14 protein-coding genes are annotated in these 19,939 nt (G+C 61.6%); 9 read left to right on the top strand and 5 right to left on the bottom strand.

The window, feature by feature from the left end:
- The first annotated feature begins 44 nt into the window (after positions 1-44).
- On the top strand, positions 45-1,514 hold the full coding sequence (locus tag GM79_RS18170) for a glutamate synthase subunit beta (protein ID WP_035566818.1): 1,470 nt from the start codon (positions 45-47) through the stop codon (positions 1,512-1,514).
- Between the two features lie 629 nt (positions 1,515-2,143).
- A complete protein-coding gene (locus GM79_RS23325; protein ID WP_051719047.1) occupies positions 2,144-5,614 on the top strand; it encodes an Ig-like domain-containing protein in 3,471 nt (1,156 codons plus the stop codon).
- A gap of 238 nt (positions 5,615-5,852) precedes the next feature.
- Here the strand turns inward: GM79_RS23325 and GM79_RS18160 are convergent, their stop codons facing one another.
- The 3 genes from GM79_RS18160 to GM79_RS18150 form a co-directional block, all read right to left on the bottom strand.
- A complete protein-coding gene (locus GM79_RS18160) occupies positions 5,853-6,422 on the bottom strand; it encodes a hypothetical protein (protein ID WP_035566816.1) in 570 nt (189 codons plus the stop codon).
- Positions 6,423-6,769: 347 nt separating this feature from the next.
- Positions 6,770-8,314, bottom strand: coding sequence for a SulP family inorganic anion transporter (locus GM79_RS18155; protein WP_035566813.1), 1,545 nt, complete (start codon positions 8,312-8,314; stop codon positions 6,770-6,772).
- A 149-nt stretch (positions 8,315-8,463) separates the two neighbouring features.
- The gene (locus tag GM79_RS18150) at positions 8,464-9,687 is read right to left on the bottom strand and encodes an NAD(P)/FAD-dependent oxidoreductase (protein WP_051719046.1); all 1,224 of its coding nucleotides are present in this window, start codon (positions 9,685-9,687) and stop codon (positions 8,464-8,466) included.
- A 72-nt stretch (positions 9,688-9,759) separates the two neighbouring features.
- Here GM79_RS18150 and GM79_RS18145 point away from each other — a divergent pair, with 72 nt between their 5' ends.
- The 4 genes from GM79_RS18145 to GM79_RS18130 all read left to right on the top strand — a co-directional run bounded on the left by GM79_RS18145 (position 9,760) and on the right by GM79_RS18130 (position 13,896).
- A complete protein-coding gene (locus GM79_RS18145; protein ID WP_035566811.1) occupies positions 9,760-10,470 on the top strand; it encodes a GAF domain-containing protein in 711 nt (236 codons plus the stop codon).
- A 59-nt stretch (positions 10,471-10,529) separates the two neighbouring features.
- Positions 10,530-11,696 carry a 1-deoxy-D-xylulose-5-phosphate reductoisomerase gene (locus tag GM79_RS18140; protein WP_035566809.1) on the top strand — a complete coding sequence of 389 codons (1,167 nt, stop codon included), beginning with the start codon at positions 10,530-10,532 and terminating at the stop codon, positions 11,694-11,696.
- 89 nt (positions 11,697-11,785) lie between these two features.
- Positions 11,786-13,129, top strand: a complete 1,344-nt coding sequence (rseP, locus tag GM79_RS18135) for an RIP metalloprotease RseP (protein ID WP_035566806.1) — start codon at positions 11,786-11,788, stop codon at positions 13,127-13,129.
- A gap of 290 nt (positions 13,130-13,419) precedes the next feature.
- Entirely contained in the window at positions 13,420-13,896 is a 477-nt protein-coding gene (locus GM79_RS18130) for a DUF6702 family protein (RefSeq protein ID WP_152560070.1), read from the top strand.
- A 62-nt stretch (positions 13,897-13,958) separates the two neighbouring features.
- On the opposite strand, the gene GM79_RS18125 is transcribed toward GM79_RS18130, so the two are convergent.
- Positions 13,959-14,627 (bottom strand): DUF2461 domain-containing protein, encoded by a 669-nt coding sequence (locus GM79_RS18125; RefSeq protein WP_035566800.1) that lies wholly within the window; start codon positions 14,625-14,627, stop codon positions 13,959-13,961.
- 304 nt (positions 14,628-14,931) lie between these two features.
- Here GM79_RS18125 and GM79_RS18120 point away from each other — a divergent pair, with 304 nt between their 5' ends.
- The 3 genes from GM79_RS18120 to GM79_RS18110 all read left to right on the top strand — a co-directional run bounded on the left by GM79_RS18120 (position 14,932) and on the right by GM79_RS18110 (position 18,276).
- Positions 14,932-15,714 carry a murein L,D-transpeptidase family protein gene (locus GM79_RS18120; protein ID WP_200875626.1) on the top strand — a complete coding sequence of 261 codons (783 nt, stop codon included), beginning with the start codon at positions 14,932-14,934 and terminating at the stop codon, positions 15,712-15,714.
- A 48-nt stretch (positions 15,715-15,762) separates the two neighbouring features.
- Positions 15,763-17,079: a glycosyltransferase family 87 protein gene (locus GM79_RS18115; RefSeq protein ID WP_035566798.1), complete on the top strand. Its 1,317-nt coding sequence runs from the start codon at positions 15,763-15,765 to the stop codon at positions 17,077-17,079.
- A 138-nt stretch (positions 17,080-17,217) separates the two neighbouring features.
- Positions 17,218-18,276, top strand: coding sequence for a WD40 repeat domain-containing protein (locus GM79_RS18110; protein WP_235184103.1), 1,059 nt, complete (start codon positions 17,218-17,220; stop codon positions 18,274-18,276).
- Positions 18,277-18,463: 187 nt separating this feature from the next.
- Here the strand turns inward: GM79_RS18110 and GM79_RS18105 are convergent, their stop codons facing one another.
- Positions 18,464-19,876, bottom strand: a complete 1,413-nt coding sequence (locus GM79_RS18105; protein WP_152560069.1) for a DUF5723 family protein — start codon at positions 19,874-19,876, stop codon at positions 18,464-18,466.
- Between the last annotated feature and the right edge of the window lie 63 nt (positions 19,877-19,939).

Below are 19,939 nucleotides of genomic sequence, written 5' to 3'. Positions count from 1 at the left end.
ACTTCGCTCAGCATGACGACCTGAGATTATCATATCTAAATAAAATGGGCAAAGTCACGGGTTTCAAGGAATTTGCGCGGGAGCTGCCCGCCAAGGTAGCGCCGCAGGAGCGGCTGACGCACAGCCGCGAGTTTGTGGGCGCGTACAGCGAGCCGCAGCTCCATCAGCAGGCGGCTCGCTGCATGAATTGCGGGATTCCGTTCTGCCATTCGGGCTGCCCGCTGGGCAACATTATCCCCGAATTTAACGACGCGGTGTATGAGCGCGACTGGGAGGAAGCCTACCGCATCCTGTCCTCCACCAACAATTTCCCGGAGTTTACGGGCCGCATCTGCCCGGCGCCCTGCGAGTCAGCCTGCGTGCTGGGCATCAACAGCTCGGCGGTGGCCATTGAGGAAATCGAGAAGCACATCATCGAAACCGCCTTTGCCAAGGGCCTGGTGAAGCCCGGCGCCCCGCTCCTGAAATCGGGCAAGACGGTGGCCGTGGTGGGCTCCGGCCCGGCCGGCCTGGCTGCCGCCGCGCAGCTGGCCAGGGCGGGCCACTCGGTCACGGTGTTTGAGCGGCACGACCGCCCCGGCGGCCTGCTGCGCTACGGCATCCCCGATTTCAAGCTCGACAAATGGGTAATTGACCGCCGCATTCAGGTGATGGAAGCCGACGGCATCGTATTTCGCTGCGGCATCGAAATTGGCCGCGACGTGTCGGGCGAAGAGCTGACCAGCACCTTCGATGCCGTGGTGCTGGCCGGCGGCGCCAGCATCCCGCGCAACCTCGCCATTCCGGGCCGCGACCTGCCGGGCATTCACTTCGCCATGGACTTCCTGACCCAGCAAAACCGCCGGGTGAGCGAGCTGGAGTTCGCCGACGAGCCGATTGTGGTCGCTGGTCAGGAAGTAGTCGTCATCGGCGGGGGCGACACGGGCTCCGACTGCGTGGGCACCTCCAACCGGCAAGGCGCGGCCTCGGTCACGCAGTTTGAGCTGCTGGCCCAGCCGCCTAAGGAGCGCACCGAGCACATGCCGTGGCCGAATTATCCGATGGTGCTCAAAGTCACGTCTTCGCACGAGGAAGGCTGCCAGCGCTACTGGGGCGTGAACACGAAGGCGTTTCTGGCCGACGAAAACGGTCAGCTCCGCGCCCTGCTCATCCACGATGTGACCTGGGAAACCGACGTGCTGGGCCGCCCCATGCGCTTCGAGGCCGTGCCCGATTCGGAGCGCGAAATCCCCTGCCAGCGGGTGCTGCTGGCAATGGGCTTCACCGGCCCCCGCACCACCGGCCTGCTCACGGAGCTGGGCGTGGAGCTGGACGAACGCGGCAACGTGCGGGCCACCGAAAAAGCCTACCGCACCAGCCGCCCCAACGTGTTCGTGGCCGGCGACATGCGCCGGGGCCAGTCGCTGGTGGTGTGGGCCATCTCGGAGGGCCGCGAAGCGGCCCGGCAGGTCGATATTTTTCTGACTGGCAAAACGTCGCTGCCAAGCAAGAATGCGGTGGGAATGTTTGGGTGAAAGCTGAATGCTGCGCGTAGCACGCGACCAGCCAATCTTCAGCAGCTGATTTTACTAGCCCCTGCACTACCCAGTGTCGGGGCTTTTTTTTGCCTGTTTCCGTTTGAAATCGCCTTTCCGATTTGCCCAAGCCCTGCTCCTGCCTCCGCGCTTCGGCAGCCACTCGTCCAGCCCAACCATCCACCCGATGAATCACCCCAACCTACTGCCAAAGCCGCGGCTACCAGCAAGTCCCTTTTGGTAGCGAGCAGTCCTACGACGTGCCGACTTCTGTAGCCTATTGCCTTGGCTTGCCAGGCATTTATGCTATATTAGAAAAGCGGTTCGATTCGGAAAAATTCAATTCGCTTAAAGCCCTTACGCTTACCACACACGCATAGTAAACACCAATAATATCTTTCTATACGTTTTAAAAGCATTTTTTCCAGCAAACGATTGCGGCAATTCCAGCACAACATTATACGCTACACACGCAACAAAACGGAATAGTTATAAAAATTAATATTCGTCGTTTGTTCTGGTTCGCAAGCGACTGGCGTAACGAAGTCAGCTTTTTTTAAGTCGTCAGTTCACTTTTTTCTTCGACGGCAAAGTCTTTTCTCTTCCACCTTTCCCACCCCTCGCTACGCATGATTTTAAACCCTTACTATTCGAATAGTTGCCGCAAGGCCGGCCGGTGGCTACTGCTGCTTTTGCTAGCCAGCCTCGGCAGCCGCGCGGCTTCGGCCCAGCAATCCCTGGTTTGGGAAGAGAACTTCAACGCCCCCACCATTAACCCCGATGCCTGGACGTTCGACTTTGGCGATGGCTGCGAGCGCGCGCTGTGTGGCTGGGGCAACCAGGAGCTCGAATATTATACTAGTCGGCCCGAAAACGCTCGTATCGACAACGGCAGCCTGCGCATTGAGGCCCGGCGCGAGGCCTTTCAGGGCAAGGAATTTACCTCGGCCCGCCTGAAAACCCTTGGCCGGATGCATTTTAAGTACGGCACGCTGGAGGCCCGCATTAAAGTGAGCAACCTGCAGAACGGGCTGTGGCCCGCCTTCTGGATGCTGGGCGCGAGCGGCCAATGGCCCGCCAGCGGCGAAATCGACATCATGGAGATGGGCAGCGCGGCCTCCTACCCCAGCAATGTGAACAGCTGGGCCGGGGCGGCCCTGCACTGGCAGAACCAGGGCAAGCACGACTTTGTGAGCCAGCTCTACCAAGGCAGCACCCCGCTCACCGATGCCTACCACCTGTACAAGTTGGAATGGACGGCGACCGAAATCAAGGTATTCATTGATAACGTGCAGTATTTCAGCCAGAACATCACCGCCCCCGACATGGAAGAATTCCACCGGCCGCAGTTTGTGCTGCTGAACCTGGCCGTGGGTGGCGTGTACACGGGCAAGATGAGCCCCGGCGACATCACGGCTCCCCTACCGTCGGCCATGCTGGTGGACTACGTGCGCCTGTACCAAAGCCCCGGCGACGAGCTGTACATTGGGAAGGAGCAGGCGTTTGCCGGCGAATTCGGTGTGCTCTCGGACCGCCCCGCCATCACCAACAAGCTGACCTTCGATGGCAACGATGCCAACCTCTACTACTGGAACAACCTCACCAATATCACCACGCCTGCCCCGGTGCCCTTTGAGGGCGCCAACGTGCTGGCGGTGCACGCCAACGCGGGCGACTGGTTTGGCATGGGCGTGGACAACACGGTGAAAAACCTGGGCAACTTTGCCGCCAGCGGCGCGCTGAAATTTCAGTTTAAGACGACCTACGCCGGCCAGTTTAAGGTGGGTGTGAAAAGCGGGCACGGCGAAAGCTGGGTGAACTTTCCAGCGGGCTCGACGCAGTTCGGGCTGGTGCGCGACGGCAGCTGGCACGAAGTCACGATTCCGCTCAGCACCTTCAACCAGCCCAACCAGGGCATGAACATCGACCTGCTGGCCATGAACGGGCTGTTTATGTTTGCCGGCGACCCGGCTACTGGCCCGGCTGATTTCTACTTCGACGACGTGCGCTACACTGGTGGCGTGGCGGCCAACCCGCCCCCCACCGTGAGCCTGACGGCCCCGGCCGCTAATGCCATCATTGTCCTGCCCGCCAGCGTGGGCTTAGCCGCCACGGCAGCCGATGCCAACGGCACCATCACCAAAGTGGAGTTCTTCCAGGGCAGCACCAAGCTGGGCGAAGACCTCACCGCGCCCTATGCCTACACCTGGGCTAATGCCCCGGCCGGCGTGTACGCCCTCACCGCCAAAGCCACCGACGATGAAGGCACCAGCACCACTTCCAGCCCCGTAACGGTATTCGTGACGGCGGCCGGCAACACCGCCCCCACCGTGAGCCTGACCGCGCCCACGGCCAATGCCAGCTTCCTCACGCCCGCCAGCATCACCCTCAGCGCCAATGCCACCGATGCCGGCGGCATTTATAAGGTGGAATTTTTCCAGGGCAGCACCAAGCTGGGCGAAGACCTCACCGCGCCCTACAGCTACACCTGGACCGGCGCGCCGGTGGGCAGCTACGCCCTCACGGCCCGCGCCACCGATACCGGCGGCCTGACAACTACTTCGGCCGCCGTGAGCATCACGGTAGCCGACCCCATTGTGCCCGTCGTAAGCATCACGGCTCCCGTGAGCGGCACCAGCCTGACGGCGCCGGCCAGCGTGAGCATTACCGCCACGGCCACCGATGCCAACAGCGCCATCGCCAAGGTGGAGTTCTTCCAAGGGACTACTAAGCTGGGCGAAGACCTAACCGCCCCCTACTCCTACGACTGGACCAACGTAGGCCCCGGCGCCTACTCGCTCACGGCCAAGGCCACGGCCGCCGACGGCTACGCCACTACTTCGGCGGCCGTGGCGCTGGACGTGCGCGCCGTTCCCTGCGTGAACACGGCCGCCAACGGTGAGTTTCGCTACGAAGTGTACACCAGCGGTGGCGACGTGACCTACACCTTTCGCCCGCTGGGCGCCACCGCCGGCGGCAACCTGGCCATCATATTCATTCGCGAAGGCAGTATCGGGGCCTACCCTGGCTACACAATGGTGAAGAATGCCGCCGGCGACTTCACCTTCACCAAGGCCATTGCCACCGGCGTGGTTACCAGCTTTTATTTCACCTACCAGTTTGGCGCAGGCGGGCCCGAACACAACACGGTGAACAACCCCGACAGCTACACCGTGGGCACGGTGTGCAGCGGCGGCGGCCCCAACAACAGCCCCCCCACCGTGAGCCTCACTTCGCCCTCGGCCACCTCAACGTTCACCGCACCGGCCACCATCAACATTGCTGCCGCCGCCGCCGATGCCGACGGCACCGTCACCAAAGTGGAGTTCTACCAGGGCAGCACCAAGCTGGGCGAAGACCTGACCGCGCCCTACGCCTACGCCTGGACGGGCGTGGCCACCGGCACCTACCTGCTCACGGCCGTGGCCACCGACAACAGCGGCACCACCACTACCTCGGCTCCCGTCACGGTGCAGGTGCGCAGCACCGACGGCTCGTGCGCCGTTACGCCCGACTACAGCTACCGCGCCGAAACCGTCGGCCCCAACGTGACCTACACCTTCCACCCGCTGGGCGCCACGGCCGGCGGCAACCTGGCCATCATCTACATCCGCGAAGGCAACAACGGTGCTTACCCCGGCTACAACATGGTGAAGAATGCCGCCGGCGACTTCACCTTCACCAAGGCCATTGCCACTGGCGTCGTCACGAGCGTGTACTTCACCTATCAGGTGGGGCCCAACGGCCCGGAGAATAACACGGCGGCCACTCCGCACACCTACATTGTGGGCACCAGCTGCAGCGCCATAGTCACTGCCACCACGGCCCCGGCCGCCGGCACCAGCTGCACGCTCTCTCCCAACCCGCTGGGCCAGGGCGCGGCCAGCCTGACCTTCCGCCTGCCACAGGCCAGCCCCTACACCGTGGCCCTCTACGACCTGAAAGGGGCCCGCCTCGCCACCCTGGGCAACGGCCTTGCCGCCAGCGGCCAGCAAGTTTCGCTGCTGATACCGGCCGAAGCGCTGGCCAACGGTATCTACCTGGTGAAAGTGAGCACTGGAAATACCGTAATAACCAAGCGTCTGGTCATCAGCCGCTAGGGTTTCTCTAGTCGCTATAACCAATAAGCCCCGGCCGATTCTTCGGCTGGGGCTTATTGGTTTTTGGTGTCCGGCGATATGCGCCGGGGCCAGCTCGGAAGGGCGGGAGGCGGCGCGGGGTGGGTTTGTTACTGATGGAGAAGACGGTGCTGACGAGCGAGAATGCAGTGGGGAGAGTTGGGGTGAGGGGGTTAAGAGGAAGCTCCGGAAACTGTAGCTTCCGGGGCTTTCTGGTCGGCTACATATAAAGGAGTTTAAAACGGAAAACACCGCTGCTTTTATAGCATATTAGTGTTTGCCGGAGATTTTTCAAATCCTCTACAATTTCTCCTTTGCTCAAGTATCCGTAGTCAGGAGGATAAGCGAAAAGTGGCTGATTTATCAACTCTTGAAGCTGACCCACCATTTCCGCCTCGTCTTCGGCAGTGGTTATCTGCAGAAATGATTCAAGGCGCTTATTCTGGTTAGGGTTATGCAGAACCTGCTTATGATAATCAGGAAATGTCTCAATTTTAGTCAGAAACGCATCGATTAACGCTATGGTTTTGTCGGTATCGTGCCAGATAATTGATGTCTCTACTTTCGGATGCTCACCTTCTTCCAATTCAGCAACAAAGTCATCATACTCCTCGTCTTCCTCAAAACTTATTTCTTGAAATGCAGACAAATCAATCTGCAATATTCTGCTGACTTGCTCCACCTCAGCGACTTCGCCATATCCACCTACCTGTTCGAAAAAGAAGGAAAGACCATCGGGGAAGCTGTCTTCACAGGCGATTTCGTGTTCCGGTACGATGTAATAATCCATTCCCATAGTGGCAGTCGTATGGTGTGAGTTGTTGTAACCTCAAACATAGGAAACAGCGCCAATTTATTTCAAATATAGTTAGCGTCGATACCGGCGTAAATTTAGTCCTACGTGCATAGCGCTGGTATTGACAACTGTACCTTCGAACTACCCGCGTTTGGTATATCCCCTAGCCCAACGGCACTCTTTGTAATAAGGAGAAGCCCGGCTGCCTAGGAACAGTCGGACTTCAAGAAGCATGGGGGTTATGAAGTAAGCCTTTACTTCTTGGCAAAGATGGCGAAAGAAGCACTTGCCCCTAAAGTAGCAAAAGATGGCCGACAACTCATCCGGCCGACAATTTCTCCTCAATACGCCCGGTTCGCGCCCGCCACGGTGTAGAGCGGGTCGTCTTCGATATTCACCTCGACCAGCGCGCCGGCGTTGCCGAGCAGCTTGCGGCAGTCGGGGCTGAGGTGGCGCAGATGCAGGGTTTTGCCGGCGCGCTGGTAGCGGTCGGTGAGCTTGTGCAGGGCGTCGAGGGCCGACATATCGGCCACCCGGCTTTCGCGGAAGTCGATGATGACTTCGGCCGGGTCGCGGGCCACGTCGAACTTCTCGCCGAACGCCTGCACCGAGCCGAAAAAGAGCGGGCCATGGATTTCGTAGTGCTTCACGCCGGCCGCATCCACGTGGTGGCGGGCGCGAATACGCTTGGCGTTTTCCCAGGCAAAGGCCAGCGCCGACACCACCACGCCCAGCAGCACGGCCAGCGCCAGGTTCTGCGAAATGGCCGTGACGAGGGTTACGAGCAGCATCACCAGCACGTCGGTGCGGGGCATGCGGCGCAGAATGCGCAGGCTGGCCCACTCAAAAGTGCCGATAACGACCATGAACATCACGCCCACCAGCGCGGCCAGCGGCAGCCGCTCAATCACGGGCGCGCCTACCACCACGAACAAGGCCAGCGCGCCCGCCGCCACTACGCCCGAGAGCCGCCCGCGTCCCCGCGATTCGAGGTTCACCATTGTTTGGCCAATCATGGCGCAGCCGCCCATGCCGCCGGTCAGGCCCGAGGCCACGTTGGCCAGGCCCTGGGCCACGCAGTCCTGGTTGCCCCGGCCGCGGGTGTCGGTCATTTCGTCCACCACCGTGAGGGTGAGCAGGCTTTCGGTGAGGCCCACCAGCGCCATAATGAAGGCGTAGGGCAGCACCAGCGCGAAGGTGGCCCAGCTGAGCGGCACCTGCGGCAGGTGCAGCGTGGGCAGCCCGCCCGCGATGGAGGCAATGTCGCCCACGGCCTTGGTCTGGAGCCCGCCAAAAATCACCAGCCCCGACACCGTCACGATGGCTACCAGCGAGGCCGGCACCGCCTTGGTAAGCTTCGGCAGGAAGTACACAATGGCCATCGTGAGGGCCACCAGCCCGGCCATCAGCAGCAGCGGGGTGCCCGTGAGCCACTGCTCCGCCCCGGCCGCGTCGCGCACCTTGAATTGCTCCAGCTGCGCCATGAAGATAATGACAGCCAGGCCATTGACGAAGCCATACACCACCGGCTGCGGCACCAGCCGAATAAATTTGCCCAGCTTCAGCAGCCCGATACCAATCTGAATGACGCCCATAAGCACCACGGCCAGGAACAGGTACTCGACGCCGTGCTGCGCCACCAGGCTCACAATAACTACCGCCACCGAGCCCGCCGCACCCGAAATCATACCCGGCCGACCACCAAATACACTCGTAATCAAACAAATAACAAACGCCGACCCGATGCCCACCAGCGGACTTATGTGGGCCAGCAGCGCGAAGGCCACCACTTCGGGCACCAGTGCCAGCGCCGTGGTCAGCCCAGCCAGAATTTCGTTTTTAGCGTTGGATTTGTATTGGGAAAAATAAGCAGATAATGAAGACATAAATAGCGGGGAGAAAGGCACCAGAAATGCCGCACACTTCCGTCCGGAGGCGGCGGCATCAGAGCTTCAGACCAGTTTTTAGGATAAGCTGCGCTGGAAAACAAACGGCAGACCAAACGACACAGGCAGCCGCAAAGGTACGCCCGCTCCTACCCGATGGCCCGCTGCACCCAGGGCTTGAGGCCGGGCACCCGCGCCAGACGCACGGCCGCGTTCACGAGCCACGCCTTGTTGCTAAGGAAACGCATGAGGCGGTAGCTTTTGGCCAGCTTCCGGCCGATTTTGTGGGCTACCTGCGCATCGTATTCCCGCATGAATTCGGCGCTGAAATCCTGCTTTTCGAAACAGGCCGCCGCCTGGGCTCCGGCCAGAATGCCGCTCTGAATGGCCGTGTCGATGCCGTGGCCCTGTAAGGGGTCGATGAGCGACGCCGCGTCGCCGCAGAGCATGAACCGCGCGCCGCTGATGCTGCGCTCCCGCCCGCCGCCCAGCGGCAGCCCGAACCCCACAATCGGCCCCAGCAAGCGGGCCTGGGCGAAGCGGCCGGCCAGCTCGGGGTGCGTGGCCAGCACCCGCGTGAGGGTTTCCTTGAGGTCGACTTTGTGGGCGGCTACGATTTCGGCCAGCATGCCCAGGCCCACGTTGTAGCGGCCCCCGCCCACCGGAAACAGCCACACGTAGCCGGCCAGGTAGTCGCTGCTGAGGAAAAACTCGGTGGTGCCGCTGCTGGCCCCGGCCACGTTTTCGTAGTAGGCCCGCACCCCGGCGCAGTAGTGGGCGCGGTCGAGCGGGGCGGGCAATAGCTTACGGCCCACCACGGAGTTGGCCCCGTCGCAGCCAATGACGAGCCGGGCAGTGATTTCGCGGCCGTCGGTGGTGGTCAGGCGCGCGTGGTCGGGTTCAATCACCAGGCTTTTGAGGCGGGTGTTTTCGATGATTTCGGTGGTCGAATGCTGGCGCACCAAATCCAGCAGGGCGGCATCGAACGTTTCGCGGGGGCTGTTGAAGCTGGGCAGCTTCCATTGCAGCGTGAGGCTGGTGCCGCTGGGCGCCACCAGCCGGGAATCGCGCACGTCGTCGCGCGGCTCAAGCGGCCAAAGCGCCTCCACAAAAGCGGGGTCGAGCTGGCGCAGGGCTTTGAAGGCCTGGCCGGGAATGGCATCGCCGCACACTTTGTCGCGGGGAAACTGCGCTTTATCGAGCAGGGTCACGCGCAGGCCGCTCTGGCGCAGGGCCAGCGCGCACGCCGTGCCCGCCGGGCCCGCGCCCACAATGGCCACGTCAAAATCGAATGCGGAAGAGGGCAGCACGGCCCCAAAGGTAGCGGGCGAGCAGGGCCGGCCGAAAATTTCGTTTTTTTTGGCGGAAGCCATGTAGTAGCGCCCGGTTTTGCCGTATGAGGAAAAGACGGCTCTTGCCGCCGCCCCATTTTTTGCTTTGTGCCCTTGAATTCCATTCCCGCCTCCCTGATTCCGGCCGACGACGCCGCCCGCCTGCAAGCCCTGGCCCGCTACCAACTACTGGACGCGAGCAGCGAAAAAGTACTGGACGAAGTGGTGGCCGCCACCGCCCGCCTCTTCGGCGTGTCGAACGCCATGCTTTCCGTCATCGAGAAAGACCAGGTGCTGGTGAAAGCGCCCTACAACCTGCCCGTGGCCATTGAGCGGATTCCGCGCCAGCAAAGCCTGTGCTCAGCCACCATTTTGCAGGACGAAACGGCCGTGTTTGAGGACTTGGACCAGGCCAGCCCATCCAGTGTCGATATTTCGCTGTTGCAGCAGCTGGGCCTGCACTTCTACGCCGGCCACAACCTGCGCACCCCCGACGGCTACAACATCGGCTCGCTGTGCATCTACGACGGGCCGCCCCGGCAGTTCAACCCGGCCGAGCGCGCCGTGCTGGCCACCCTGGCCGGCCTAATGATGCGCCTGCTGGAGCTGCGCCGCACCTTGGGTGCCCACGCCGAAACCTCCGCCGTGCTCTGGGCGCCCGTGTACCAGGTGCTGGGCGCGCAGCTGGTCCGCCTCACCGCGCTGGCCGAGCGCACCACGCCGGTTGCCGGCCCCGCGCACCTCACCGATGCCGTGGCGCAGGAGGCCCGCAGCATCGTTACGGTTATCGACCAGTATGTGGATGCCGCCCTGCGGCGGGTGTAGCAGCCGGCGGCTCACCGGGCGGCGGCGTACTTTTGCCACGTTTCCGTGTTAGTAGCATTATGGTTGAAGAGAAAAAGGTGAAAACGCTGGCCCTGCTGGGTTCCACGGGCTCCATTGGCACGCAGGCGCTGGATGTGCTGCGGCAGCAGCCGGGCCGGTTCCGGGTGGCCGTGCTCAGTGCCCAGCGGCAGTGGGAGCTGCTGGCCCAACAGGCGCGGGAATTCCGGCCCGCCGTAGTGGTCATTGGCGATGAGAGTTTTTACCAGCCCCTCAAAGCGGCACTGGCCGGCCAGCCCGAAACAGCAGTACTGGCCGGCGCCGCCGCCCTGGCGGAAGCAGTGACGCGGCCCGAAATCGACATTGTACTTACCGCGCTGGTGGGCTACGCCGGGCTGCTGCCCACGGTGGCCGCCATCCGGGCCGGCAAAGACATTGCCCTCGCCAACAAGGAAACCCTGGTGGTGGCCGGCGAGCTGATAACCAGCCTGGTGAAGCAGCACGGCGTGCGCCTGCTGCCCGTCGATTCCGAGCACTCGGCCATTTTCCAGTGCCTGGTGGGCGAAGAGCAGAACCCCATCGAGAAAATCATCCTCACGGCCTCCGGTGGGCCGTTTCGCGGCCGCTCTGCCCAGCAAATGGAGGCCGTAACCAAGGCGCAGGCCCTCAAGCACCCGAACTGGGACATGGGCGCCAAAATCACCATCGACTCGGCTTCACTGATGAACAAGGGCCTAGAGGTGATTGAGGCCAAATGGCTGTTCGGGCTTAATAACGAGCAGATTGACGTAGTGGTGCACCCGCAAAGCATCGTGCATTCGCTGGTGCAGTTCCAGGATGGCTCGTTGAAAGCCCAGCTGGGCTTGCCCGACATGAAGCTGCCCATTCAGTACGCCCTAGGCTACCCGCAACGGCTGGCCAACACGTTCCCGCGCTTCTCCTTCCTCGATTACCCTACCCTCACTTTCGAGGCGCCCGACCGGGACGCTTTCCCGAACCTGGAGCTGGCGTTTGGGGCCATGCGCCGGGGCGGCAACGCGCCCTGCGTGCTCAATGCCGCCAACGAGGTGGCCGTGGCCGCGTTTCTGCGCGAGGCCGTGGGCTTCCGGCAGATGTCGGACGTGGTGGCCGAGTGCCTGGCACGGGTTTCGTACCTTGCCGAACCGTTGCTGGCCGACCTCGTGGCCACCGATGCGGAAACGCGCCGGGTAGCTGAAACGCTACTGTAATATTAAATGTCTCTAACCAGACGCCGTTATGCAGCGCGCCGCGAAGTATAACATTCTGTTAAAAAACCTTCCTTTACTAGTTCTCCACCTTGGAAATTCTCACCATGATTGGCCAGCTCCTGCTGGCACTCTCGCTACTTGTTGGCTTGCACGAATTCGGCCATTTCGCCTTCGCCAAGCTCTTTAAAATTCGGGTCGATAAGTTTTACATCTTCTTCGACTTTCTGTTTCCGATGCCGAACGTGGCGAATTTCGCCCTCGTCAAAAAGAAGATTGGGGAGACGGAATACGGCATTGGCTGGTTCCCGCTCGGCGGCTACGTGCAGATTCACGGCATGATTGACGAGACGCAGGACGCGGCCTCGCTCGCAGCCGAACCCCAGCCCGACGAGTTTCGGGGCAAGCCCGCCTGGCAGCGCCTGCTGGTGATGCTCGGCGGTATTATCATGAACGTCATCACCGGCATCGTGATTTTCGCGGCTATGACGTTCCATTACGGCGACGTGTTTTTGCCGGCTTCGGAGGCGCGCTACGGCATTCTGCCCAACGGCCTGGGCCGCGAAATCGGCTTCCAGACCGGCGATAAGATTGTAAAAATCAACGGCCGGCCCTTCACCGAGTTCGACGACGTGTACAAGCCCGACGTGATTATGGGCACCAACTCGTTCTACACCGTGGAGCGTGGCGGGCAGCTGGTGGACATTAACATCCCTAAAGACTTTCTCGACAAATTTGCCAAGCAAAGCGCTGACAGCCTGCTGGTACGTCCCCGCGAAACCTTCGCCGTGGAGCGCGTAGTAGCCGGCGGGGCCGCCGCCAAAGGCGGCCTGAAAGCCGGCGACAAAATCACCACCGTGGGCGGGCGGCCCGTGCAGTTCTTCGATGAATTGCAGGCGGCGCTGTTGGCCAACAAGGGCAAAACCGCCCCGGTAATCGTGGAGCGCGACGGCCAAACCTTGACGCTGCCCATAGCAGTGAGCGAGTCGGGCCGCATCGGCTTCGAGCGCAAATCGACGCTGACCCTGGGCACGCGCAGCTACTCGTTGGCCGAGTCCATTCCGCAGGGCGTGAACAAGGCATTCGGGGTAATTGGCCTGCAGGCCCGCGCATTTGCCAAAATGGGCCGGGGCGAAATTTCGGCCTCCGAAAGCCTGGGCGGCCCCGTCGAAATTGCCCAGCAGTTTGGTGGTACCTGGGACTGGCAGCACTTTTGGGGCCTGGCCGCCGGCCTGAGCATGGTGCTCGCCTTCATGAACCTGCTGCCCATTCCGGCCCTCGATGGCGGCCACGTAGTGTTCCTGCTCTACGAAATGATTGCGCGCCGCAAGCCGTCCGATAGAATTATGGAAGGTGCCCAGCGCGTTGGCACGTTTCTCATCCTATCCTTAATGGCTTACGTTCTGGTTTTCAAGCAGATAATGAAACTGTTTTAGAATACTGACCTTACGCAGAGAGGCTGGCGCGCGTCTCTGACGCGCTGCCGATTGGTTCCGAGCCTCTGGCTCGAATCGGTAGGTCGTCCACAACGCCATTGCACGTACGAGCCAGAGGCTCGGAGCCAGTGGGCAGCGCGTCAGAGACGCGCGCCAACCTGTTGATGCGTAACGTCAGTTAGAATAGTGGTTAGTGATTAATTCCGCTTCTATTTGAGCGCAATTAACCACTAACCGTTTATCACTAATTACTTACCACTAACAAAATGCGGTTTTTCCTGGCTGTTTTGGTGTCCTTGACTCTTCTAGCTACTTCGGTGGCCGGGGCGCTGCACGCCTACCATTCCAGCCTGATGGAGCTGCGCTACAACGCCAGCAAAAAGCAGCTGGAAGTCTCAGTAAAGGTATTTACTGACGATTTTGAGAAGGCGCTTTCGCGGGGCCAGGCCACTTCGGTGAGCTTGAGCGAGGCCGGTCCGCGCCCGCTGGCCCTCACCACGGCCTATTTGCAGCGCACCCTCAAATTCAGCACTGCTGCCGGCGCTCCGCTCCCGTTGCAGGTGCTGGGGCTGCAGGAGGAAAAGGACGGCTACTGGCTCTATTGCAAAGTGCCCCTGCCCGGCCCGATGCCTGGCGTGCAGCTACGCCAGGCCATGCTGCTCGACGTATTCGGCGACCAGATGAATATCGTGAACATCGAAGCCGGCGAGAAAAAGCAAAGCGCCCTTTTCCGCGACGGCCACGAGCAGGAACTGCTGAGTTTTTAGTTGCTGGTTGTCGGTTGTTAGTCAGCATCTTGTCTAACAACCAGCAACCACCAAATCAGCAACTAAGAAGCCACGGCTCCGCGCAGGAACTGGCAGAGCGGCACCATGGCCCGGAATACTTCCAGCACATGCGACCGGAAATCGGCGTGACTCAACACGTCCACGTCCGGCATTTGGTGGGTGGCGATGAAGCCTTTGTGCTTGAGTAGCTCGATTTCGGGGTGGTCGATGGGGTAGGCAGCGGGCGCCCTTTTGAGCTTGTCGCCGCCCAGGCCGCCGAAGTAGCGCTGGAAATCGGGGGCGGCGAGCAGGGTTTTGAGCTCGTCAGCATTGTAGTCGATTTCCTGCCGAATGGCAGCCAGCTGGGTTTTATCGGGCTGGTAGAGGCCGCCGGCAATCATAGTGTTACCATTGGGCCCCAGCTGGAGGTAGTAGCCGGGGGCATCGATTTCCTTGCCCGCCCCGGCCGTGAAGTAGGCCGAGAAATGCGTCTTGTACGGGTCCTTGTTTTTGCTAAAGCGCACGTCGCGGTAGATGCGAAAAATGCTGGTGCGCCCATCGGGCCCGGCCAAAATAGGGTCCAGCTTAGCCAGCTCTCGGGCCCAGAATTCGGCGTCCTCAATGAATTGGGCGCGCAGCTGGTCGTAAGTGGCTTTACGCTCCTGAAACCAGGGCCGTTCGTTGTGTTTGGCCAGGTCCGAGAGGAAGATAAATAGCGGTTTGAGCTGCATAAGACTGATTTCAAAAGAAAAAAACACCCCTCCTCCGTGAGGAAGGGGTATTCGAGCCAACGGCTTGAACGGGATAGTTGACGGGCGGACGCTACGGGCAGGCACTGAGTGCTGATGCTTAGCCGCTGCAAAAAACCGAACTATTGCTTAAATAGCAGGCGCTGAATTTTGTTCGCTGCCCGTCTTGGCCTTCGGTTCGGCTCAGGCCAGTTCTTTAAAGCTGGCAAACAAAAAATACCAGTGCATAAAATAGAAACACCTGAATGTCGTTGTAGGTCCATTCACCTTTTCTGGCCCGTTACTTATGCTGCCTCGTTTGTCGTGCTGCCTGTTGGTACTCTTGTCCTTCACGCAGCTGCTGGCCCAGTCCTGCACTCCGCCCGTTGAAACCGAAACGAGCGGCGGCAACCTACCGGGCACTAAGGAATCGGCTTTTTGGCAGCAGCAGCTGCGGTTTCCGCGGGTGCGGGTGGCGTATGCGGCCGCGGGGCCGGGCGTGGCCAACCTGCTGCGCACCCATTACCTCGACGCGCGGCGACTGGAAATTATGATGCGCGCCATCAAAACCAACCGGGAGCTGGAAGTGTGGGCCCGCAACCAGAACGGTGGGCCGTTTGAGCTGCTGCAAACTTATCCGCTGGCGGCTACCTCCGGCAAGCTGGGCCCCAAGCGCCGGGCGGGCGACTACCAGGTGCCGGAAGGCTTCTACGAAATCGACCGCTTCAATCCCAAGAGCGACTACCACCTCTCGCTGGGCCTCAACTACCCCAACGCCGCCGACCGCGCGCTGGGCGAGCCGCACCCCGGCGGCGACATTTTCATCCACGGCGGGGAGGTTACCATCGGCTGCCTGCCCATCACCGATGCCGGCATCGAGGAAGTGTACCTGCTGGCCGTGGCGGCGCAGGCAGCGGGGCAGGCGGCTATTCCGGTGCACATTTTCCCGTTTCCCCTCACCGAGCCAGAGCTGGCCAAGCGCCCGGCCAGCCCGCACGCGGCTTTTTGGCGGGGGCTAATGCCGGGCTACGCCTACTTCGAACAGCACCACGACGTGAAGGCGGCGACGCAGCCCGTGGCCAGCGAATAGCGCGCTACCAGCCCCGGTGCCCGGCCCGCCCGTAGCTAACTTGCCGCCGTGCCGCGCTTCGTCCTGCTTTTTCTGGTTTTGATTGCCCTGTTCAACCTGAGCCGGGTACTGCGCGAACCCCTGCCCGATGCCGACCGGGCCATGGATTTCCGCACTTGCTACGTGGGCCAGGCCGTGCTGCGCGCCGGCCAAAACCCCTACCTCGACGCCACCCTGAAGCGCGGCTGGCAGCGCATCGTGCAGCAGGAAAACCTCACCAGCCGCACCCAGCCCGGCCTGCCCAACCTGCCGTTTCTGTATCCGCCGTGGGCCGCGGCGCTGTTTGGCGGCTCCGTGGGGCAACTGCCGTACGCTGTGGCGTGGCCGCTTTGGGGCCTGTTGGCGGTATTTAGCCTGGGGCTGATTGCCCGGCTGTGGCCCCAGGTTTTGCGGACGACCCCAGAAAAAGCGATACCCTGGTGGCATTTCCTGCTGGCCGCGCTAGCCCTGAAAGGCACTGTCCCGGCCCTACTCACGGGGCAACCTACGTTTGCGGCGTTGGCGCTAGGCGTGGGTGCGCTGGCCGTGAGCCGGGGCGCTACCAAGAGCCGTTTGCCGCGTCTTGCCGCCGGAGCTTCGGATTCTATAGCTTCGACCTCCCGGAATTCAGCACTCAAAACGTTCGGATGGCCGGCAATTTTAGCTGGGGTGCTTCTGGGCTTGGCCGCTTTTAAAGTGACGCTACTGCTGCCGTTTGCGGCGTGGTTTCTGTGGAAAAAACAGTGGCTGCCCCTGGCGGTAGCGGGCGGCCTAGTGGCCCTACTTAGCGCAGTGGCGTGGCACTGGGCGGCTTCACCCCTCGATTTGCTGTCCACCTACCAGCAGCTGCTGGGGCAGGTGCGCGCCCAGTCCTTCGACCCCACCGACCCCGATTATCCCCTCACTCAGGGCCTGACGCTACGCGTGGAGCTGGGCAACGTGCTCGAATGGCTGCGGCCAGGTAGCAGCGCCTGGCACTCGGTGCTGCACGGGTTGCTGTGGCTGGGCGCGGGCCTGCGGCTGTGGTGGCTGCGGCGGCGCGGCGCACTGCTCACCGACTGGTACCTGTTTTTGGTACTGAGCACGCTCACGCTCCTTACCACCTACCACTTGTATTACGATGCCGTGCTGCTGCTGCCGCTGCTGGCCTTTGCCCCCACCATTTCCAAGCAGCAGCAAGGGTTACTATTGGCGTTGCTGCTGCCCTTGCTGCTGCCCCTCAATGGCTTGGCTTTGGCACTGGGCAATCCGGCAGAGTTACATTTCGTGTATTTCCTGATGCCGCTGGCGCTGCTGGGCATTCTGGGGTTGCTGCTGGCCCGGCCGGTACGGGCCATAGCTGAGTAAGTTAGTTGGTCACGGTTGGGATTAGCTGGCCCGCGCCTGCCGGGTGCGAATACGACTCGGCACGGTTTTTTCGTTTGGCCGGCTTACACGCTGCTATTATCTCTTATGAAACGCCTCTTTCTCGCTTTTCTTCCCTTCTTGCTCGCTTTCACAGCCCGTGCCCAGCGGCCTACCGACATCTGGTATTTTGGCCAGCAGGCCGGCCTGAGCTTCGCGGAGGGCAACGCGCCCAAGCCGCTCAACGATGGCAAAATGACCACCTACGAGGGTTGCGCCGTAGCCACCACGGCCAAAGGCGAGCTGCTGTTTTACACCAACGGCGAAACCGTGTGGAACCGCAAGCACCAGCCCATGCCCAACGGCCACAGGCTGATGGGCAGCGGCAGCAGCACCCAATCGGCCCTCATCGTGCCCGACCCCGGCTCGGGCAACATCTTCTACATCTTCACGGTGGCGCCGCAGGGCACGCCCAACGGCCTGCGCTATTCCATCGTGGACATGACCCGCGACGAGGGCTTCGGCGACCTGCCCCGTCTGAACCTGCTGCTCATTCAGCCCGTGGCCGAAAAGCTGGCCGCCGTGCGCCACACCAACGGCCGCGACACCTGGATAGTAGCGCACCGCTGGAACTCCAACGCCTTCGTGAGCTACCTCGTGACGCCCGATGGCGTGAGCGCGAAGCCTCTGCTCAGTAATGTGGGCAGCATGAATGCCGGGCCCGGCCGCAACGCCATCGGCGCCCTAAAGTTCTCGCCTGACGGCCGCCACCTGGCCGCCGCCCTCTGGCGCGAAACCAACAAGTTCGAGGTCTATGATTTTGACCGCACCACCGGCAAGGTGAGCAACCCGAGCAGCTTCGGGCCCTACGCAGAGGCGTACGGCGTGGAATTTTCGCCCGATGGCAGCAAGCTCTACGGCACCTGCAACGGCGTGGGCGGGGGCCAGACCGAAATCTGGCAGTTCGACCTCAAAACCAAGGACAAAATGCTGGTCGGCAAGTCGGCCAACCGCAAAATTGGCGCCCTCCAGCGCGGGCCCGACGGCCGCATTTACGTGGCCCGCGAAGACAACCCCAACCTGGGCGTTATCCAGAACCCCAACGCGCCAGGCAAAGACTGCCAGTACGTGGACGAAGGATTGAAACTAGGCGGCCGGCGCAGCAAACTGGGCCTGCCCGCCTTTGTAGTCATCCCGTAAGCGACCGGCATGGGCAGGTTGCAAACCATTACTTGCAGCGACTTTTCGTGTAAGTATTTTCACCGCAGAAGGCGCAGAAAGATTCGCAGAAAGACCGCAGAGGCTGTTCTTCTGCGGTCTTTCTGCGAATCTTTCTGCGCCTTCTGCGGTAAAAAACACCGGCTTGGGATTAGAGTTAGGTGACCGGCTATTCCTTTTTGCCAATATTGAAGCGCAGGAAGCCCAGCGCCAGCGAGTAGTGCGGCGAGTTCTGGGTGAAGTATCCGGTAACGTCGCGCGAGCTAACTCCGGCTTCCCAGATGGGCGTAACCAGCGTGATGCCCAGCGGCAGGTTGGCCCCGTAGCCCGCGCCGCCGCTCAGGCCGCTGCTCAGCCGTAACCAGCGCACGGGCTTGTAATCGACGCCCAGGCCCACGAAAGGGGACGTAAGGTTGCCGGAAACCTTATTCAGGGGCGCGGTAAAATCAATTCCGGCCTCAAACAAGCTGCTGATTCGTGCGCCCACGCCCAGGCGCAGCTTGCCCGGCAAATTGGCCTTGCGCTGCTGCTGCCCGTCGTAATCGAACAGGTTGGTTTCGTTGGTATCGAACTGGTCCACCACTTCCTTCAGCACGTCGTAGCTGTTGATACCGGTAGCAGTGGTGGCCCGCAGCTCCTGGTCGGAGGCCGTCACCACGTTGCCCTTCCAGGTCATGGAACCCAGGTCGGTGAGGGACACGCCGAGGCGCACGAATTTGCCCACTTCGGCCGCCAGGCCCAGGTCGTAGCCGTGGCCGCGGCCCACCGGATTCAGCCCCGAGCCGGTTTCGTAGTTGAAGTTGGGGCTACCGGCAAGGTTGCCGTAGTTGACGCCAAAAAGGGGCGAAAGCGCCGAGTACGCGTCCAGTTTCCCGTCCTCGGCCCGAATATCGGCAATGCCGATGCCCTGAATGTAGCGGTAGCCCGCCCCGGCCGTAAGCTTCAGCAAGGGCTTGTCGATAATCAGCATGCCGTAGGAAATGTTGTACTCGCTGGTCCAGGCCAGCTGAATGGCAGTGCCGTCCAGAAACTCGGACAGCAGCGGCGGCGGCAGCGTAGCCGTGCCCGTGGTGGGGTAATACTGCTGGATGCTGGCGGCATTCTTGCCGTTCACAATCACATCGGCCGCGTTGCGGTTCAGGCCCAGGTGGGCACTCATGCGCTGGCGGTTGCTGAACGCCAGTCCGCCCAAGCCGTAGGGCAGAGAAACGGAAACGCCCAGCGTGGTGGCGTCGAGGTTGAGGTTGAAGGCATTTTCGCCCGAAAAGGCATCCACTAATTCTGCTCTTTCGGCCGGCCCCACGGATTGCGTGCGCTCGAAAATGATGCGCTCGAACAAGGTTTTGCTCAGCGAACGCGACCCCACACCCAGGCCCAACTCGCCGATGGTGAAGGAAACGGTGGACTCGCCCGTGCGGCCCAGGTTAGCCGGGTTCACCCCAATGGCCTGGTAGCCCGTTGCGAAGGTGTTGATAACGCCGCCCCGGCCGGTGGCCGAGAAGTTGCCAAGCTCGGTTTGGGCGCGCACGGCGGCGGGCAGGGCCAGCAAGGCAGCCAGCGGCAAGAGGCGAAGTGGTTTCATGGGGCGCGGGAAATGGGGGTACGCTTTGGCCGGGCCTTTCTGCCGGTTGGCTGTCCGAATTGA

This window comes from Hymenobacter sp. IS2118 (assembly GCF_000715495.1).
In the GTDB taxonomy this organism is placed as follows: domain Bacteria; phylum Bacteroidota; class Bacteroidia; order Cytophagales; family Hymenobacteraceae; genus Hymenobacter.
The sequence above is the reverse complement of the archived record's forward strand: the minus strand, read 5'-3'. Positions and strand labels throughout refer to the sequence as shown.

Coding starts and splice junctions, on each gene's coding strand:
- GM79_RS18170 (WP_035566818.1), top strand. CDS start 45: ATGGGCAAAGTCACGGGTTTCAAGGAATTTGCGCGGGAGCTGCCCGCC.
- GM79_RS23325 (WP_051719047.1), top strand. CDS start 2,144: ATGATTTTAAACCCTTACTATTCGAATAGTTGCCGCAAGGCCGGCCGG.
- GM79_RS18160 (WP_035566816.1), bottom strand. CDS start 6,422: ATGGATTATTACATCGTACCGGAACACGAAATCGCCTGTGAAGACAGC.
- GM79_RS18155 (WP_035566813.1), bottom strand. CDS start 8,314: ATGTCTTCATTATCTGCTTATTTTTCCCAATACAAATCCAACGCTAAA.
- GM79_RS18150 (WP_051719046.1), bottom strand. CDS start 9,687: ATGGCTTCCGCCAAAAAAAACGAAATTTTCGGCCGGCCCTGCTCGCCC.
- GM79_RS18140 (WP_035566809.1), top strand. CDS start 10,530: ATGGTTGAAGAGAAAAAGGTGAAAACGCTGGCCCTGCTGGGTTCCACG.
- GM79_RS18125 (WP_035566800.1), bottom strand. CDS start 14,627: ATGCAGCTCAAACCGCTATTTATCTTCCTCTCGGACCTGGCCAAACAC.
- GM79_RS18120 (WP_200875626.1), top strand. CDS start 14,932: ATGCTGCCTCGTTTGTCGTGCTGCCTGTTGGTACTCTTGTCCTTCACG.
- GM79_RS18105 (WP_152560069.1), bottom strand. CDS start 19,876: ATGAAACCACTTCGCCTCTTGCCGCTGGCTGCCTTGCTGGCCCTGCCC.